Source organism: Curtobacterium sp. MCPF17_003 (assembly GCF_003224385.1).
Lineage (GTDB): Bacteria > Actinomycetota > Actinomycetes > Actinomycetales > Microbacteriaceae > Curtobacterium > Curtobacterium flaccumfaciens.
Genome location: NZ_QKLC01000001.1, coordinates 176655 through 192929, shown reverse-complemented (window position 1 = coordinate 192929; position 16275 = coordinate 176655). Strand labels below are relative to the sequence as shown.

Below are 16275 nucleotides of genomic sequence, written 5' to 3'. Positions count from 1 at the left end.
GCCGCCTCCGAGCGCACTGAGAGCGTGCACTGCGCGACCGCGTAGACCGGAACGGTCACACCGACGCGAAAGGAGCCACAACCATGCACGCTTCGGACAAGATGGCCAAGAACCTCCAGGCGGTCCTCGTGGACCTCATCGACCTGCACCTGCAGGGCAAGCAGGCCCACTGGAACATCCTCGGCACCAACTTCCGCGACCTCCACCTGCAGCTCGACGAGATCGTCGACGCGGCTCGTGAGTTCGCCGACGACACCGCCGAGCGCATGCGCGCGCTGTACCTCGTGCCGGACGGCCGCTCGGCGACCGTCTCCGCGGGCAGCCACCTCGACGCGTTCCCCTCGGGCGAGATCACCACGCACGACGCCATCGACCAGGTCACGCTCCGGCTGTACCAGGCGACCGGCACCATGCGCGACGTCCACGACGAGGTCGACGAGGAAGACCCGACGACCGCGGACCTGCTCCACGGCTTCATCGAGCGCCTCGAGCAGCTCGCGTGGATGGTCTCCGCCGAGAACCGCGCGCCCAGCACCCCGCTGGCCTCCGCCACCACGCCCGCCGTCGCCGACGCGTCGGCGCACGCGTAGGGGCCCGGGTGGACCTCGGTATCCAGGGCAAGACCGCGCTCGTCTTCGGCGGCGACTCCGGCATCGGCTGGAACACGGCGCGCATCCTCCTGGCAGAGGGTGCGACCGTGGTCGTCACCGACATCGACCAGAGCCGTCTGGACACCAGTGCGGACCAGCTCGAGGCACCGCTCGGCAAGCTGCACGCCTTCGCCGCCGACGTCCGGAGCGCCGAGAGCCTCGCCGCCCTGCACGACCAGGTGCGCGAGGCCGTCGGCGAGATCGACATCCTGGTGCAGTCCTCGGGCGTCACCGGCGCCCAGGGCATGTTCCACGAGATCGACGAGGCCGGCTGGGCGGAGACGATCGACATCGACCTGATGGGGCCGGTGCGGATCACCCGCGAGTTCATCGGCGACCTGCGCCAGGGCGGCTGGGGCCGCATCGTCTACCTGGTGTCCGAGGACGCCTCGCAGCCGTACGACGACGAACTCCCCTACTGCGCCGCCAAGGCCGGGGTGCTCTCGTTCGCGAAGGGCCTGTCGCGCTCCTACGCCTCCGAGGGCCTGCTGGTGAACACGGTCTCCCCCGCGTTCATCCACACGCCGATGACCGACGCGATGATGGACAAGCGGGCCAAGCAGCGCGGGACCTCGTTCGACGAGGCCATCGGCAGCTTCCTCGAAGAAGAGCGGCCGTACATGGAGCTCAAGCGCCGCGGCGAGCCGGAAGAGGTCGCGAACGTCGTGGCCTTCCTGTGCTCCGACCTGGCCAGCTTCGTGAACGGCGCCAACTACCGGGTCGACTCCGGCTCGGTCGCCACGATCTGATCGTGGCGCCACAGCACCGCCAGGAGGCGTCATGACCGACTTCCGCTACCTCATCGTCGGCGGCGGGATGGTCGCCGACGCCGCTGCCCGTGGCATCCGCGAGCTCGACACCGACGGGTCGATCGGGATCCTCAGCGAGGACGTCGACCGGCCCTACGCGCGGCCCGCGCTGTCGAAGAAGCTCTGGACCGACCCGGACTTCAGCTGGGACGAGAAGGTCGACCTGCACACCGAGGAGACCGGGGCGCAGTTCGTCCTGGGCACCACGGTGACCGCGATCGACCGTGCCGCGAAGACCGTCACGACGGCCGACGGCGCGACCCACGGCTACGAGCGGCTCCTGCTCGCGACCGGCGGGAAGCCCCGCGGGCTGCCGGGGCTGTCCCCGTCGGCACGCGTGCTCGACTACCGCAGCGCGTCGGACTACCGCCGGCTGCGTGAACTCGCGGACGCCGGGGCACACGTCGCCGTCGTCGGCGGCGGGTACATCGGCCAGGAGATCACGGCGGGCATCGTGCAGAACGGTGCGAGCGTCACACTGGTCGACCCGGACGAGGTCGTCGGCGGCCGGATGTTCCCCGAGGATCTGGCACGGGCGTTCCAGCAGCGCTTCGTCGACCACGGTGTGGAGCTCCGCACCGGCCGTCGGGTGTCCGAGGGCACCGAGACGGCGGACGGCGTTCGGCTGACGCTCGACGACGGCTCCGTGGTCGAGGCCGACGCCGTCGTCGCCGGACTCGGCATCGAACCCGCGACGCAGCTCGCCTCCGACGCCGGACTCACCGTCCGCGACGGCATCGTGGTGACCTCGACGCTGCTCACCGACGACGACTCCGTGTTCGCCGCCGGTGACGTCGCCGAGTACCCGGACCGCATCCTCGGCACCCGCCGGGTGGAGCACGTCGACAACGCGCAGCAGCAGGGTCGGCAGGCCGGCCGCAACCTGGCCGACGCCGACGAGACCTACGACCACACGCCGATGTTCTACTCCGACGTCTTCGACATGGGGTACGAGGCGGTGGGGCAGGTCAGCGCGGAGCTCCGCACGGTCGAGGACTGGCAGGACCCCACGGTGACCGGCGTCGTCTACTACCTGGACGACGACGACACGGTCCGGGGCGTGCTGCTCTGGAACGTCTGGGACAAGACCGACGAGGCCCGCAAGGTCCTCGCCGAGGCGAACGCGCTCACGCCCGACATGCTGCCGGGCCGCATCACGCCCTGACCGCTCGCCCGTCGCGGTGGTCGCGACGGCCTGGAGGCCCGGTGCCGGTCCGTCGGACCGGCACCGGGCCTCCAGGCGGTCGCCCGCACGTCGCGACGCCCGCTGCTTCGACCGTGCTCGCTACTTCGACTCGGGCGCGACTTCGTCGACGACCGCACGGCGGTCCGCCGGGTCGACCGGCAGGTCGTCGCCGTCCGCCATCGCGACGGCGTGCGCGGACTTGGCCGCCTCGAGCGTCTCGTCGTCGTTTCGAGCCATCCCGAACAGCTCGATGAACCGCGACTTGACCAGCAACCAGGCGTCGCCCGGGCTGAGCCGGGCCAGGTCCGACGACGTCGAGTCGTCGTGCACCCGCTGCAGGGACGACACGCCCCGGTCGGGGATCCGGTGGTCGACGTGCGCCACCGCGAGCCGCGCGACCGCGTCGGCCTGTGCGTGCATGACCGAGTGTGCGCCGTCGACGACCTCGCGGAGGACCGCGTACGGGAACACCCGCGCCAGCCGACGGACCCAGTCCCGCGGCACCATCGCGTCGTGCTCACCGCGGACGATCAGGGTGCGGGCCTGCACGTGGGCGGCGCGCTCCTCGATCGGGAACGCGATCATCCGTGGCAGGACCTTCCGGAACCAGTGCCACCCGCACAGCGCGTACGCCGTGATGCCGTGCCAGCGGACCGCGGCGGGCTCGTGCAGCGTCGACCGCAGGAACCGGAAGGCCGACTGCCGCACCGTGCGTGCCGACGAGTCGACCACCGGGCTGATGAGCACGAGGTCGGAGATGCCCGGACGGCGGGCGGCGACCTCGGTGACGACCTGCGTGCCCATCGAGTGCCCGACCAGGACCGGGTCCTGGAGCCCGAGGTCGTCGATGACCCGTTCGACCGCGTCGGCGTAGCGCTCGATCGTGACCGTGCCCCGGAACGGCGGGACACCGGCGAAGCCCGGCAGGTCGAGCGCGTGCACCGGACCGTTCTCGTTGAGGTGCGGGGCGAGCCGCTCGTAGTAGGTCGACGCGATGCCCAGGCCCGCGACGAGCACGAAGGCCCGCGCGCCCGGCTCGCCGATCGAGCTCACCCGGACGTAGGTGCCGTCGACCGCGACCCGGTCGACCTGCACCGTGACGTCGGCGTCCTCGGCCTGGGCGAGCTCGCCGGCAGGGTCCGGCCGGGGTGCCTGGCGTTCGTCGTCCACGTGGGTCTCCTCCGGTCGGGCGGTCGCCCAGGATACCCGGCCGCCGTCCGCGCGGGCGGCGACGACGTGCTCAGCCGCTGAAGGTGTTCGCGGGGAACCCGTGCACCGTCGTCGGCACCGCGAAGACCGCGCCGGAGGGCGGCGCCTGCTCCAGGTCCTGCTCGGTGAGGTTCTCGCGAGCCGTCCCGACGAAGAGCGTCGACATGTCCCGGCCGCCGAACGCCACCGAGGTCGGGTTGGCGACGGGGAGCTCCACCGTCTCCAGGTGCGAGCCGTCGGGCCCGTAGCGCTCGACGCGGGATCCGCCGTAGATCGCGCTCCAGAAGCAACCCTCGTCGTCGCGGACCAGGCCGTCGTGCGCGTGACCGACGATGAACGGCTCGAGTTCGCCGAGCTCGCCGTCCGGGCCGTACGACCCGCGGAAGACCGTCGAGGCGCTGGTGTCGGTGACGTACATCGTGCGGCCGTCCTCCGACCACTCCATGCCGTTCGTCACGCCGAAGCCACCGCGGAGCACCCGGGTCGTGCCGTCCGCCTCGATCGAGTAGAGCGCCGCGTCGGGTTCGCCGGTCGTCACGTTCATGCTGCCGACCAGGAACCGGCCGAACGGGTCGCACTTGCCCTCGTTGAACCGGTTGCCCGAGGTGCTGTGGGTGACGCGGGCGATCTCGCGCTCGACGGCACCCTGCTCGTCCGTCACCACGACGGTGTCGCCGAGGGCCGCGACGAACCCGCCGGAGGCCCGGGGCTGGAAGCTCGCGAGCGGGGGCGGCAGCGGCACGCTCGACCGCACGGTGCCGTCGGCCTCGGCGGTGTTGAGGGTGCCGAGGGTGATGTCGGCCCACCGGAGCAACTGTGCGGACGGGTCCCAGACGATGCTCTCGGCGAGGACCGCTCGGGCGTCGGCGAAGACGGTCGCGGGGCCGGTCGTGACGTTGGTGCTCATCGACCCCGTCTACCGCGGGGGCGGTCCGTGCCCGCTCAGGCGTGGGGACGGCGGCGAGACGGCGGCGGCGGCGGCGGCGGCGAGTTCACGGGCTCAGCGACACCTCACGCCCGCTTCGGCCCGTGAGGTGTCGCGGAGCGCGAAGGTCCGCGCAGGTCCGGTCGTCCGTACGTCCGCGGGTCAGAGGCGGGCGAACCGTGCGCGGAAGAAGCTGTAGACGCCGAAGGCCAGGAACCCGATGCCGATCGCGACGAGGACGAACACCCCGCCGGGCATGCTCCGCACGGCGTCGAACGCGGCGTCGAGCCCGGTGGCCTGGTCGGGGTCGCTCCGCAGCCCCGCGACGGCGATGAGCACGCCCACGATGACCACGGCGATCCCCTTGCCGACGTAGCCGACGACGCCGAGGACGGTGACCACGCGGTCGAGCTGGCCCGGCGGTCGTGTGATCTGCTTGCGGAACGACCGGCGGCAGCCGATCACCACGAGGCCGATGCCGACCGCGACCGCGATCGCCCCGGCGAGGAGCAGCACGAACACGCCACCCGGCGTCGCCAGGGTCTTCGCCGCGGCACTCTGCGACGAGCTGCTCGAGCTCGACCCGGCACCGAGCGCGTACGAGGCGGCCGAATAGGCGATCACGCCGTAGACCACGGCCTTCGCGACGTCCTTCAGCCGGGCGAGCCAGCCGCGGGTGGTGTCGGAACGGCCACCGACGATCGCCTCGACGATCAGGCGCACCGTGAGCGCGGCGGTGCCGACGGCGATCAGCCAGAGCAGGAACACGCCCCCGGGGATCGCGGCGATCTGCTGCAGCGCACCGGACTGGTCCGTCTCGCCGCCGGACGACGCGTTGCCGATGCCGAGCAGGATCGCCAGGTACCCGATCAGCAGGTGGACGATGCCACTGCCGACGAACCCGGCGCGTGCCGTGACCTCGAACCAGCGGCTGTCGGCCGCTCGCCGGACCTGTCGTCCGGTTTCCTTCGCTGCGTGCTCCGCCGTGTCGCTCATCACGCCCCAGCGTGCCCGACGCGTCCCGTCCTGTCCGGGGCGCGCCAGGCCCTGCGCTCCGCCACGTGGCGGACCGGAGGCCCGTGGCGGCGCCGCCACGGGCCTCCGGTCCGTCGGTGGGCGCGTCTCAGTCGCCCTTCACGTTGACGACCTGCCGCAGGGTGTGCCGGATCGACACGAGGTCCTCGGCGTCCGCCATGACCTGGTCGATCGGCTTGTACGCCGCCGGGATCTCGTCGAGGAACGCGTCGGTGTCGCGGTACTCGATGCCGGCCATCGCCTCGCGCAGCTGCTCGTGGGTGAAGGTCCGCCGGGCCGCGCTCCGCGAGAACAGCCGGCCGGCACCGTGCGGGGACGACTCGAGCGAGGGCTTGTTGCCGCGTCCCTCGACCACGTACGACGCGGTGCCCATCGACCCGGGGATCAGGCCGGGCTGACCGGCCTTCGCCTGGATCGCACCCTTGCGCGAGACCCACACCGACTTGCCCCAGTGCGTCTCACGCTGCGTGAAGTTGTGGTGGCAGTTGATCCGCTCGCGCTCGTCGACGGGCGTGCCGACGGCCTCGGACAGCTGCCGGACGACGCGGTCCATCATCTCCTCGCGGTTGAGCAGCGCGAAGTGCTGTGCCCACCGGAGCTCGGCGATGTACCGGTCGAACTCCGGCGTGCCCTCCACCAGGTACGCCAGGTCGGGGTCCGCCAACTGGATCCACCACCGCTCCATGGCCTGCTTGGCGACCTTGATGTGCCGCTGCGCGATCTTGTTGCCGACGCCCCGCGACCCGGAGTGCAGGAAGAGCCAGACCCGGTCCTGCTCGTCGAGGGAGACCTCGATGAAGTGGTTGCCGGACCCGAGCGTGCCGAGCTGGTTCCGCCACCCGCCGTGCACGCCGTCGGGGTCGAACCCGGCGGTCTCGGCCATCGCCTCGAGCTCGGCGATCCGGGGTGCGGCGGTCGCCACGATCTTCCGGTTCGACGCACCGGCCGACAGCGGGATCGCGCGCTCGATCTGCTCGCGCAGCCCCTGCAGGTCGGCGGGCAGGTCGATGGCGGTGAACTGCGTGCGGACCGCGATCATGCCGCAGCCGATGTCCACGCCGACGGCCGCCGGCATGATCGCGCCGAGGGTCGGGATGACGGACCCGACGGTGGCTCCGAGGCCGAGGTGTGCGTCCGGCATGAGGGCCAGGTGCGGGAACACGAACGGCATGCGCGCGGTCGTGCGGGCCTGCTGCTCGGTGTTGTCCTCGAGCATCGAGGCCCAGCTGAGCAATCGGTCGTTGATCTTCTTCATGGAGTCGTCTCGCTTTCGTGAGCGTCGAGGTGACGGTCCGAGACGGTCGTACGCCTGGCCTCCTGGTCGCCGCCGGACGTGGCGGACGGAAGGAAGCGGTGCTGACGAACGCCCCGGGCCGGGTGGGCACGCAGGCGTCGTGTGACGTCGCGTGCCTACGCGGGATAGCGGAGGGACCACTGCTGCTCGGGCAGCACGGCGGCCGCGGCGAGCTGGAGCTCGACGCGTTCCTCGTTGTGCTGCACGGCGCGCATGCGCGGTCCTTCCGGTGTGCCCGGGGCGGGCGGTCTGCCGATCGGCAGGAGCACGACGCTAGTGCGACACGCCCGGGATGCGCAAGTCGCGTGGGCGTGTCGGTCGTGCTCCGGGGGTGCTCCGGCGGTTCTCCGGCGGTTCTCCGGCGGTTCTCCACAGGCTGGAGGCTCGGCGTGCGTTCTCCACGAGGGGTACGTCCGCCTGATGGTCGCCGCCGGGGCCGGGGCAGGCTGGACGCATGACCGAGCGCACGCGAGACACCCCCGACGCGACGGAGAACGAGGAACGGACGAACGGGTACGTCCCGCTCCGTTCGTACGGCGCGATCGGCGACGGGCGGACGGTCGCCCTCATCGCGCTCGACGGGCGGATCGACTGGCTGCCGATCCCGTCGATGGACTCACCGCCGGTGTTCGCGAGCATCGTCGACGCGGAGCACGGCGGACACGTCGCCCTGCGGCCCGTGGACGACCAGGCGCAGGTGTCCCGCGCCTACCTGCCGGGGACGAACGTGCTCGTGACGACCTGGACGACCCCGTCCGGCACCGCCACCGTGACCGACGCCATGGTCACCGGGGTGGCCGGACGTCTGCCGTGGGCCGAGATCGCCCGCTGCGTGCAGGGGGTCGACGGTTCGGTCGAGATGGAGTGGGCGGTCGTGCCCGGCACGATCCTGAACACCGCGGAGCCGCGCCGACTCGACACCGTGAACGGCACGGTGATCGGCGTCGACGGCGTGACCATCGCGATCGTCGAGCAGGGCTTCGAACCGGTGCACGACGACGGCCCCCGGTTCTCGGGGCGGTTTTCGACGACCGAGGGCTCGAAGTCGATCCTGACCATCGTCGGCACGTACGACGAGCCGATCTTCCTGCCAGAGCCGGAGCGCACGCTCGAAGGGGTCGACCGCACGATCGAGAACTGGTCGACCTGGTCGAAGGAGTTCAGCTACGACGGACCGTGGTCGGACGCGGTCCAGCGCAGCGCCCTCGCCCTGAAGCTCCTGATCTTCGCCCCCACCGGCGCCATCGCTGCGGCCCCGACGACGAGCCTGCCGGAGGACCGCACCGGCGGGAAGAACTGGGACTACCGGTTCGCCTGGGTGCGCGACCTGGCGTACACGGTGCACGCGCTCACCCGCTTCGGCCTGCGCGAGGAGACGCACGCCGCCGTGTCGTGGGTGATGCGCACGATCGCCGAGCACGACGAGACGATGCCGATCTTCTACGGACTCGACGGGTCGAAGAGCGACACCGTCGAGGAGCGCGACGTCCCGGGCTGGAACGGCATCGGCCCGGTCACGATCGGCAACCGGGCTGGCGACCAGCTGCAGCTCGGCGTCTGGGGCGACGTGTTCGAGATCATGCGGCAGTACGTCCGAGCCGGCAACGTGCTCGACCGCAAGACGGCTTCGGTGCTGCAGGACCTCGCCGACGACGCGTGCCACCGCTGGGTGGAGCCCGACTCGGGCATGTGGGAGCTGCAGGAGGCGCAGCACTACACGACGAGCAAGATCGGCTGCTGGCAAGCGCTCGACGCGGCCGTCGAGCTGCACGACGCGGGGATGATCGACGGCCCGCGCGAGAAGTGGATCGAGAACCGCGAGCTCATCGAGGACTGGGTCGCCGAGAACGGGTGGAACGAGGAGCTCGGCCATTACGTCATGTACCCGGGCACCGACGCGCTCGACTGCTCGATCCTGCTGCACGCGATGTCGGCGTTCGACCGTGGACCGCGCATGGACTCCACGATCCGGGCCATCGAGGAGCAGCTGCAGCACGGGCCGCTGGTGTACCGGTACTCCGGCATCCAGGACGAGGAGTCCCCCTTCGTGGCGTGCTCGTTCTGGCTCGCCGCCGCGCTCGCGTGCGTCGGACGCATCGACGACGCGAAGCAGCTGATGGACGACATGGTTGCGCAGGCGAACGACGTCGGCCTGTTCAGCGAGATGCTCAGCGCCGTCGACGGGGACTTCATGGGCAACATCCCGCAGGGGCTGTCGCACCTGGCGCTCATCCAGGCCGCGATGACCATCGAAGAGGTCTCGGAGAAGTCCTGACCGGCCTGGACGGCCCGTCGGGAGCGCGGGGCATCATGGTCTGACGATGAACGACGTCGATGCACGGATGGACCGGCTCCGCAGGGCCGCCCGCTACCGCTACCAGCAGCTCGTCGACCAGGAGATCGAGCGGGGGTCGCTCGACCCCGACGAGGTGCGCTCGGAACGTGAGGAACGTCGGCTGCTGAAGGCCGCCGACGTCGCCGCGCACGCCCGGGCCCAGATCGAGGAGGCCGAGCGCCGCGGGGTCTTCGAGGGCAACCCGTACCACGGCAAGCCGCTGCCGGGCCTCGACGGGCAGCACGACCCGGACTGGTGGATCAAGTCGAAGATCGAGCGTGAGGACATCCGGGGCATCGCGCCGCCGGCCCTGGCGCTGCGGACCGAGGACGCCGAACTCGACGACGCCCTCGACGCCCTGTCGCTCGAGACCGACGTGCGCGACGTCCTCGTGGACTTCAACGCGCGGGTGAAGGAGGCGCGGCGGCAGCTGCTCGGCGGGCCGCCGGTGGTGACGCCGATGCGCGACGTCGAGGCCGAGGTGCTCGCCTGGCGGGAACGCCGCGAGGTGCGCATGGCTTCGGCCGCGCGGGCTGCGGAGCAGGCGCGGCTCGAGGCGAAGCCGCGGCGGTGGTGGCGGCGCGGCTGAGCGGTGCCGAGCTGCGGTCCGGGGCGAGATTTCGCGCTGAGCGACAGTTCTCGCAAACGTGGGCGCGTGAGGTGTCGTCCAGCCCGTGAGGACGGCGGATGCCGACCCGGTGTACGCGCACGACGGACGGGAGGCCGAGTCCCGGCAGGGGCCGCCGGCCCGGCGCGCGGACACGACGGACGGGAGGCCCGGTGCCAGCTGGCACCGGGCCTCCCGTCCGTCTGTGCGCCCGTTCTTTCCCATCGCGCGCGCGTTGGTTCGCAAGAACGGGCGTACCTGGTCGAAACAACCCACCAGGTACGCCCGGTTCCACCAGGTACGCCCGGTTCCGCCAGGTACGCCCGGTTCTGCTCGGCGCACGACGCACGACGGCCCGGACCGCGCTGCTGCGTGGTCCGGGCCGACTGTGGTGGTGCGGCAGGTGTTACTTGATCTGGGCGGTGATGGTGGCGGTGCCGACGAGGAGGCCGCGCTTGACGGCGTCGGTGCCGAAGGTCTTGTTCAGCAGGCCGGCGGCGTCTTCGCTGACGTGGACGGTGGTGCCGGTCAGGATGGCGTTGTCGCCCTCGAGCTGGAGGGGCTTGAGCGAGCCGCCGTGCAGCTCGAACAGGAACGCGTTGGCCGCGGCGACCTTGCCGTTGACCAGGACGTCGCCGTAGAGCTTGGACGAGCCCGGGTTCACGACGAAGTTCTCCAGCGTGACGGTGGTGTCGCCGGCCTTCAGGGTCAGACCCGAGTCGTCGTGGTTCAGCAGGCCCTGCACGTAGGGGCGGTAGTTGCCGTCCGGGGACCAGTAGGTGACCGACCCGGCGGTGATCGGGAACGACACCGACCCGTCGGCGAGGGTCGCGTCGCCGGAGACGCCGGGGGTGAGCTTCAGGGCGGTGAGGGCGTCGGTGAAGCCGGAGTCGAGCTTCACGGCGGTGGAGCCGCCGAGGACCTCGGGGACCGAGGCGACGGGTGCGGGGATCTTCGACTCGGACGACGAGGACACCGTGTGCACGTTCGGGGTGGCGGCCTGTGCGGAGGAGATCCCGAACGCGGCACCGCCGAGGACGAGGGCGCCGGTCGTGGCGAGGGTGATGGAGGTCTTGAGGCTCTTACGCATCGTGATCAGTCCTTTGCTCTGGAGGCGCTCCGGCCGGTGGCCGAACGTGCACGCTGTGCGCACGCTTGCTGTGAGCAAGCTGTAGACCGGCCAACTGTGACCGGAGAGCGCCCTGGGCTTTTGCCCTGTGCAAGTGATTCGGCACCCCCGCCCGAACGGTTTGGGACGAGTTTCCTGAGGTGCCGCAACCCGGTGTTTCGTACCGTGTACCCATGGCTCCAGCACACATCTCCACCACCGACCGGCTCCGGGCGGTCGACGCCTGGTGGCGCGCCGCCAACTACCTGACGGTCGGGCAGATCTACCTGCTGGACAACCCGATGCTCACCAGGCCGATCGAACCGGACGACGTCAAGCCGCGGTTGCTCGGCCACTGGGGGACCTCCCCCGCACTGAACCTCGTGTACGCGCACTGCAACGCGCTGATCACGGAGACCGGGCGCGAGTTCCTGTACATCTGCGGCCCGGGGCACGGCGGCCCGGCGATGAACGCGAACGCCTGGCTGGACGGCACGTGGAACGAGCTGTACCAGGACGTCGACCTGCAGCGGTTCTTCCGCCAGTTCTCGTTCCCCGGCGGCATCCCCTCGCACGCCGCCCCGGAGACCCCCGGCTCCATCAACGAGGGCGGTGAACTCGGCTATTCGCTGTCGCACGCCTACGGTGCGGCGCTCGACAACCCGGACCTCGTCGTCGCGTGCGTGGTCGGTGACGGTGAGGCCGAGACCGGTCCGCTCGCCGGGTCGTGGCAGGCGCACACGTTCCTCGATCCGGTCTCCGACGGCGCCGTGCTGCCGATCCTCAACCTCAACGGCTGGAAGATCGCGAACCCGACCGTCCTGGCCCGCATCCCCGACGAGGACCTCACCGCGTACTTCCGCGGGCTCGGCTACGACCCGATCGTGGTCGACTCCCGCCGCGTCGACGACGACCCGTACGCGGTGCACGCCCTGTTCGACGGTGCCCTGCGACGTGCCCTCGCCGGCATCGACGACATCCAGGCCGCCGCCCGCGCCCAGGCCGCCCGTGCCGCCGCGGGGCAGCCCGCCGGTGCCGCCGACCTGCGTCCGCGCTGGCCGATGATCGTCCTGCGCACCCCGAAGGGCTGGACCGGCCCGAAGGAGGTCGACGGCGAGCAGGTCGAGGGGACCTTCCGCGCGCACCAGGTGCCGCTGCCCGCGGTGCGCGAGGACGACGGCCACCGTGCCCAGCTCGAGGAGTGGATGCGCTCGTACCGCCCCGAGGAGCTCTTCGACGCGGACGGCCACCCGGTCGGCATCATGACCACGATCCGCCCGACCGGTGACGAGCGGATGAGCGCCACCCCGCACGGCAACGGCGGTCGGCTGCGGACCGCGCTCGACCGGCCGCCGCTCGAGCCGTACGCGGTCGAGGTCGGTTCCACGGCGTCCGCGACGGGCACGCTCGGCCCCTGGCTCGCCGCACTCATCGAGAAGAACGCCTCGACCTTCCGGCTCTTCGGCCCGGACGAGACGATCTCGAACAAGCTCGACGCCGTGTTCGACGTGACCTCGCGCGTCTGGCGGGCTCAGCGCGCCGCCGGCGACGAGCACCTCGCCGCACGCGGGCGGGTCACCGAGGTCCTGTCCGAGCACCTGCTCGAGGGAATGCTCGAGGGCTACGTGCTGTCCGGTCGGCACGGGATGCTCAACACCTACGAGGCGTTCGCCCACATCATCGACTCGATGGTCGGGCAGTACGCGAAGTGGCTGGAGTCCTCGACCGACATCGACTGGCGGGTGCCGGTGTCGAACCTGTCGCTCCTGCTCTCGTCGCACGTCTGGCGACAGGACCACAACGGGTTCTCCCACCAGGACCCCGGGTTCCTCGACGTCGTCGCGTCGAAGCAGCAGGACCTCGTCCGGATCAAGCTGCCGGCCGACGCCAACACGCTGCTCGCCGTCGCCGCGCACGCGATGGAGACCACGGACCGCATCGAGGTGATCGTCGCGGGCAAGCACCCGGAGCCGGTCTTCCTGTCCCTCGACGACGCGGTCGCGCACGCGAAGGCCGGACTCGGCGTGTGGGACTTCGCCGGCACCGAGCAGGCCGTCGGGAAGGTCGACGTCGTGCTCGCCTGCGCCGGTGACGTCCCCACGGTCGAGGCGATCGCCGCCACCGACATCATCCGGAAGCACGCTCCCGGCGTCGGGGTCCGCGTGCTCAACGTCGTCGACCTGCTGGCGCTCGGTGACCCGCGCAAGCACGAGCACCCGATCCCGGACGAGCAGTACGACGCGCTCTTCCTGCCCGGCACGCCCACGGTCTTCGCGTTCCACGGGTACCCGACCCTCGTGCACCAGCTGACGTACCGCCGGAACGGGCACGACGACCTGCACGTGCACGGGTTCCTCGAGCAGGGCACGACGACCTCGCCGTTCGACATGCTGATGCGCAACGAGATGGACCGCTTCGCCCTGGCCCACGACGCCCTGACGCGGGTGGATGCCGAGGCGCACGCCGACCTGCTCACGAAGCTGTCCGAAGCGCGTGACGCTGCGCGGACGTTCGCGTACACGAAGGGCGAGGACCACCCGTCGCTCGCGGGCTGGGAGTTCGCGGGCTGGCCCCAGGACGAGCCGGCCAGCGGCGGGACCGGCGGCGACCCGGGTGCGGGCGAGACCGAGGCGGCTGCGCCCGGCAACTGACGCGTTCCTCCACAGCCCAGGAGGCCCGGAGCACCCTCCACAGGACCGGTCACGCCCGCCACGTGGCCGGTTCCGTGCTGTCAGGGTTCCGGCATGGACATCGGCTGGACCAATGCGCTCGTGTCGGTCACGAGCGCATCCGTCGCGTTGGGTGCGCTCGTCGCCTCGGTGCTCGACGGGCGCGCAGGACGGCGAAATGCAGAGTTCTCGGTGCACCGCGATCTGTGGTGGCAGCGTTGGTCACGGGTCGCCGACCGGGCGACCTCGGACGACGAAGGAGAGCGCGCGGCTGCCGGTGTGATGTCCGCTGCGCTGGTGACCCGCAGTTGGACGACCGCCGACGGCCGCTGGGTCGGCCAGGCACTCGACGACCTGACCGCAGCGACGAACGAAGGAGCGAACGATGATCTCGAAGCTGAGTGACAAGGACTTCAAGCGCTGGCTCGACGGACGCGAACTGACGACGCCCGCACTGCTGGCAGACCCGCACTACGGTCCCATGATGCGGGCGAAGGGCGCCGAGGAAGAACTCCGCCAGGCGCGGATCGAATGGCGCGAACGGCAGGAGCGCGCCCGGGCGCGGAAGCTCCGGTACGAGGCGTCCTTCGGCGAGAGCTGAACCGATGCCCTGCGAGCCTGCCACGCTGGGACCGTGACCGAACTCGTCATCCCGGCCCCGAGCCTCCCGACCGTGCCCACGACGACGGGCGCGCGTTTCCCCGTCCGCCGCGTGTTCTGCGTCGGCCGGAACTACGCGGCGCACGCTCGCGAGATGGGCCACGACCCGGACCGCGAGCCGCCGTTCTTCTTCACGAAGCCGGCCGACGCCGTCGTGGTCGACGGCGTCGACACCCCGTACCCGCCGCTGACGCAGCAACTGGAGCACGAGGTCGAGCTCGTCGTCGCGATCGGCACCGGCGGCACGGACATCGCCGTCACCGATGCCCTCGCACACGTCTGGGGCTACGCCGTCGGGATCGACCTCACCCGCCGCGACCTGCAGGCCGAGGCGAAGCGACTCGGGCGGCCGTGGGACACGGCGAAGGGCTTCGACGCCTCGGCCCCGATCGGAGCCATCACCCCGGCGGCCGAGGTCGACCCCACCACCGGCGCGATCGAGCTGACGGTGGACGGGGAACTCCGTCAGTCGGGCGACCTGGCCGACCAGATCTGGTCGGTCGCCGAGACGATCGCGGCCCTGTCACGGTCCGTGGCGCTCGCGCCCGGCGACCTCGTGATGACCGGCACTCCTGACGGTGTCGGCGTGCTCGAACGCGGCGCCGTGCTCGTCGGCACGATCGCCGGCGTCGGCGAGGTCCGGACCCGGATCGTCTGAAGCACGTGTCGGCGATGTGTCGACGGGCTGGGAGCGTTCGCAGGCAGCACGGGTAAGTCTTGGGCATCGTCGCGGGTGGGGCCCGCGGCGGACACGGGGCGGCGCATCGCGACGGGGCGACGCGGACACCCCGGGACTGCCGGAGGTACCACCGTGCTGGAACACGACCTGCTCGCCACGTCCTGGACGTGGGCGGGCGACGAGAGCGTTCGCGACCGGGTGCACGCCGTGGGCGCCGCCGGGTTCGCCGGCCTGTCGCTGTCCCTCGACGACCTGCACGAGGTCCGCGCGACGACGGGCTTCGCCGAACTGCGGCGCATGCTCGACGCCGCCGGCATCGTCTGGGTCCAGCTCGGACCGCTGGACCGTTGGTGGACGTGCACGAGCCGCACCCAGGACGAGGACGCCGACCGCGGTGTCGTGCTCGAGGCCGCGGCGACGCTGAGCGCCTGGCAGGTGGTGGCGCGCGCCGACACCTCGTTGCCCGGAGCCTCCCCCTCGACGATGGCCGACGACTGGTTCGCGCTCGCCGACCAGGCCGAGGCGGTCGGAGCGCAGCTCGTGCTCGAACCGGAACCGTGGTCGAACCTGCCCACGATCGAACGGGCCTCCCGTTTCGTCGCCGCTGCCGGACACCCGAACGGCGGCCTGCTCATCGACGCCATGCACGCGCTCCGCGGCGGTTCCACCCTCGCGTCGATCCGGCAGGGCGTCGCACCGGGGGTCCTCGCAGCCGTCGAGCTGAGCGACGGGCTGCTGCACACCCCGAGCGGGATGACCCTCGCCGAGGAGTCCCGGACGGCACGGTACCTGCCCGGTGCCGGAGCGTGGGATCTGCCCGGCTTCGTCCGGACCGTGCGCGAACTCGGATTCGCCGAGCCGTGGGGCGTCGAGGTCCGGACGCCGGCGCACCGGGCGATGCCCGTCCGCGATGCGCTCCGGACGGCTGTCGCCGCCACCCGTGCGGTGCTCGACGCCGCCGATGCGTACGGCGCCCCGGCCGCTCCGGCGATGCCCTCGACGCCCGCGCCGACGTCCGCGGTGGACTTCGAGCCACCGCACACCGGCCGGCACGACCCGACGCACGGTGCCCGCCGTCGGGACGCCGACACAGGGACGCCCGCGTAGGT

Annotated in this window: 15 protein-coding genes; 10 read left to right on the top strand and 5 right to left on the bottom strand. The window is 71.5% G+C overall.

Going from position 1 to position 16275, the window contains the following annotated elements; genetic code table 11:
• Positions 1-83 precede the first annotated feature (83 nt).
• From DEJ30_RS00940 to DEJ30_RS00930, 3 genes are read left to right on the top strand one after another with little or no spacing between them, the layout of a single operon-like run.
• Positions 84-590 (top strand): Dps family protein, encoded by a 507-nt coding sequence (locus tag DEJ30_RS00940; RefSeq protein WP_017886495.1) that lies wholly within the window; start codon positions 84-86, stop codon positions 588-590.
• An 8-nt stretch (positions 591-598) separates the two neighbouring features.
• The gene (locus tag DEJ30_RS00935) at positions 599-1399 is read left to right on the top strand and encodes an SDR family NAD(P)-dependent oxidoreductase (RefSeq protein WP_110858650.1); all 801 of its coding nucleotides are present in this window, start codon (positions 599-601) and stop codon (positions 1397-1399) included.
• Between the two features lie 31 nt (positions 1400-1430).
• Positions 1431-2624, top strand: coding sequence for an NAD(P)/FAD-dependent oxidoreductase (locus tag DEJ30_RS00930; RefSeq protein ID WP_110858649.1), 1194 nt, complete (start codon positions 1431-1433; stop codon positions 2622-2624).
• Positions 2625-2744: 120 nt separating this feature from the next.
• On the opposite strand, the gene DEJ30_RS00925 is transcribed toward DEJ30_RS00930, so the two are convergent.
• The 4 genes from DEJ30_RS00925 to DEJ30_RS00910 all read right to left on the bottom strand — a co-directional run bounded on the left by DEJ30_RS00925 (position 2745) and on the right by DEJ30_RS00910 (position 7069).
• On the bottom strand, positions 2745-3815 hold the full coding sequence (locus DEJ30_RS00925; RefSeq protein ID WP_110858648.1) for an alpha/beta fold hydrolase: 1071 nt from the start codon (positions 3813-3815) through the stop codon (positions 2745-2747).
• Between the two features lie 70 nt (positions 3816-3885).
• Positions 3886-4761: an SMP-30/gluconolactonase/LRE family protein gene (locus tag DEJ30_RS00920; RefSeq protein ID WP_110858647.1), complete on the bottom strand. Its 876-nt coding sequence runs from the start codon at positions 4759-4761 to the stop codon at positions 3886-3888.
• Between the two features lie 180 nt (positions 4762-4941).
• On the bottom strand, positions 4942-5775 hold the full coding sequence (locus DEJ30_RS00915) for a DUF1206 domain-containing protein (protein ID WP_110858646.1): 834 nt from the start codon (positions 5773-5775) through the stop codon (positions 4942-4944).
• 127 nt (positions 5776-5902) lie between these two features.
• Positions 5903-7069, bottom strand: a complete 1167-nt coding sequence (locus tag DEJ30_RS00910) for an RtcB family protein (RefSeq protein ID WP_110858645.1) — start codon at positions 7067-7069, stop codon at positions 5903-5905.
• A gap of 493 nt (positions 7070-7562) precedes the next feature.
• On the opposite strand from DEJ30_RS00910, the gene DEJ30_RS00905 reads away from it, so the two are divergent.
• The gene (locus tag DEJ30_RS00905) at positions 7563-9383 is read left to right on the top strand and encodes a glycoside hydrolase family 15 protein (RefSeq protein ID WP_110858644.1); all 1821 of its coding nucleotides are present in this window, start codon (positions 7563-7565) and stop codon (positions 9381-9383) included.
• A gap of 46 nt (positions 9384-9429) precedes the next feature.
• Positions 9430-10032, top strand: coding sequence for a DUF1992 domain-containing protein (locus DEJ30_RS00900; protein WP_110858643.1), 603 nt, complete (start codon positions 9430-9432; stop codon positions 10030-10032).
• Positions 10033-10456: 424 nt separating this feature from the next.
• Here DEJ30_RS00900 and DEJ30_RS00895 read toward each other — a convergent pair whose 3' ends face one another.
• The gene (locus DEJ30_RS00895; protein WP_110858642.1) at positions 10457-11140 is read right to left on the bottom strand and encodes a hypothetical protein; all 684 of its coding nucleotides are present in this window, start codon (positions 11138-11140) and stop codon (positions 10457-10459) included.
• A 212-nt stretch (positions 11141-11352) separates the two neighbouring features.
• On the opposite strand from DEJ30_RS00895, the gene DEJ30_RS00890 reads away from it, so the two are divergent.
• The 5 genes from DEJ30_RS00890 (at position 11353) to DEJ30_RS00870 (ending at position 16273) form a co-directional block, all read left to right on the top strand.
• Positions 11353-13809 carry a phosphoketolase gene (locus DEJ30_RS00890; RefSeq protein ID WP_110858641.1) on the top strand — a complete coding sequence of 819 codons (2457 nt, stop codon included), beginning with the start codon at positions 11353-11355 and terminating at the stop codon, positions 13807-13809.
• Positions 13810-13902: 93 nt separating this feature from the next.
• Positions 13903-14232 carry a hypothetical protein gene (locus DEJ30_RS00885; RefSeq protein WP_110858640.1) on the top strand — a complete coding sequence of 110 codons (330 nt, stop codon included), beginning with the start codon at positions 13903-13905 and terminating at the stop codon, positions 14230-14232.
• On the top strand, positions 14213-14428 hold the full coding sequence (locus DEJ30_RS00880) for a hypothetical protein (protein WP_110858639.1): 216 nt from the start codon (positions 14213-14215) through the stop codon (positions 14426-14428). Before DEJ30_RS00885 ends, DEJ30_RS00880 begins: the two co-directional genes overlap by 20 nt.
• Positions 14429-14461: 33 nt before the next feature.
• Positions 14462-15145, top strand: coding sequence for a fumarylacetoacetate hydrolase family protein (locus DEJ30_RS00875; protein ID WP_110858638.1), 684 nt, complete (start codon positions 14462-14464; stop codon positions 15143-15145).
• Between the two features lie 153 nt (positions 15146-15298).
• A complete protein-coding gene (locus tag DEJ30_RS00870; protein WP_181419935.1) occupies positions 15299-16273 on the top strand; it encodes a sugar phosphate isomerase/epimerase in 975 nt (324 codons plus the stop codon).
• Positions 16274-16275 lie beyond the last annotated feature (2 nt).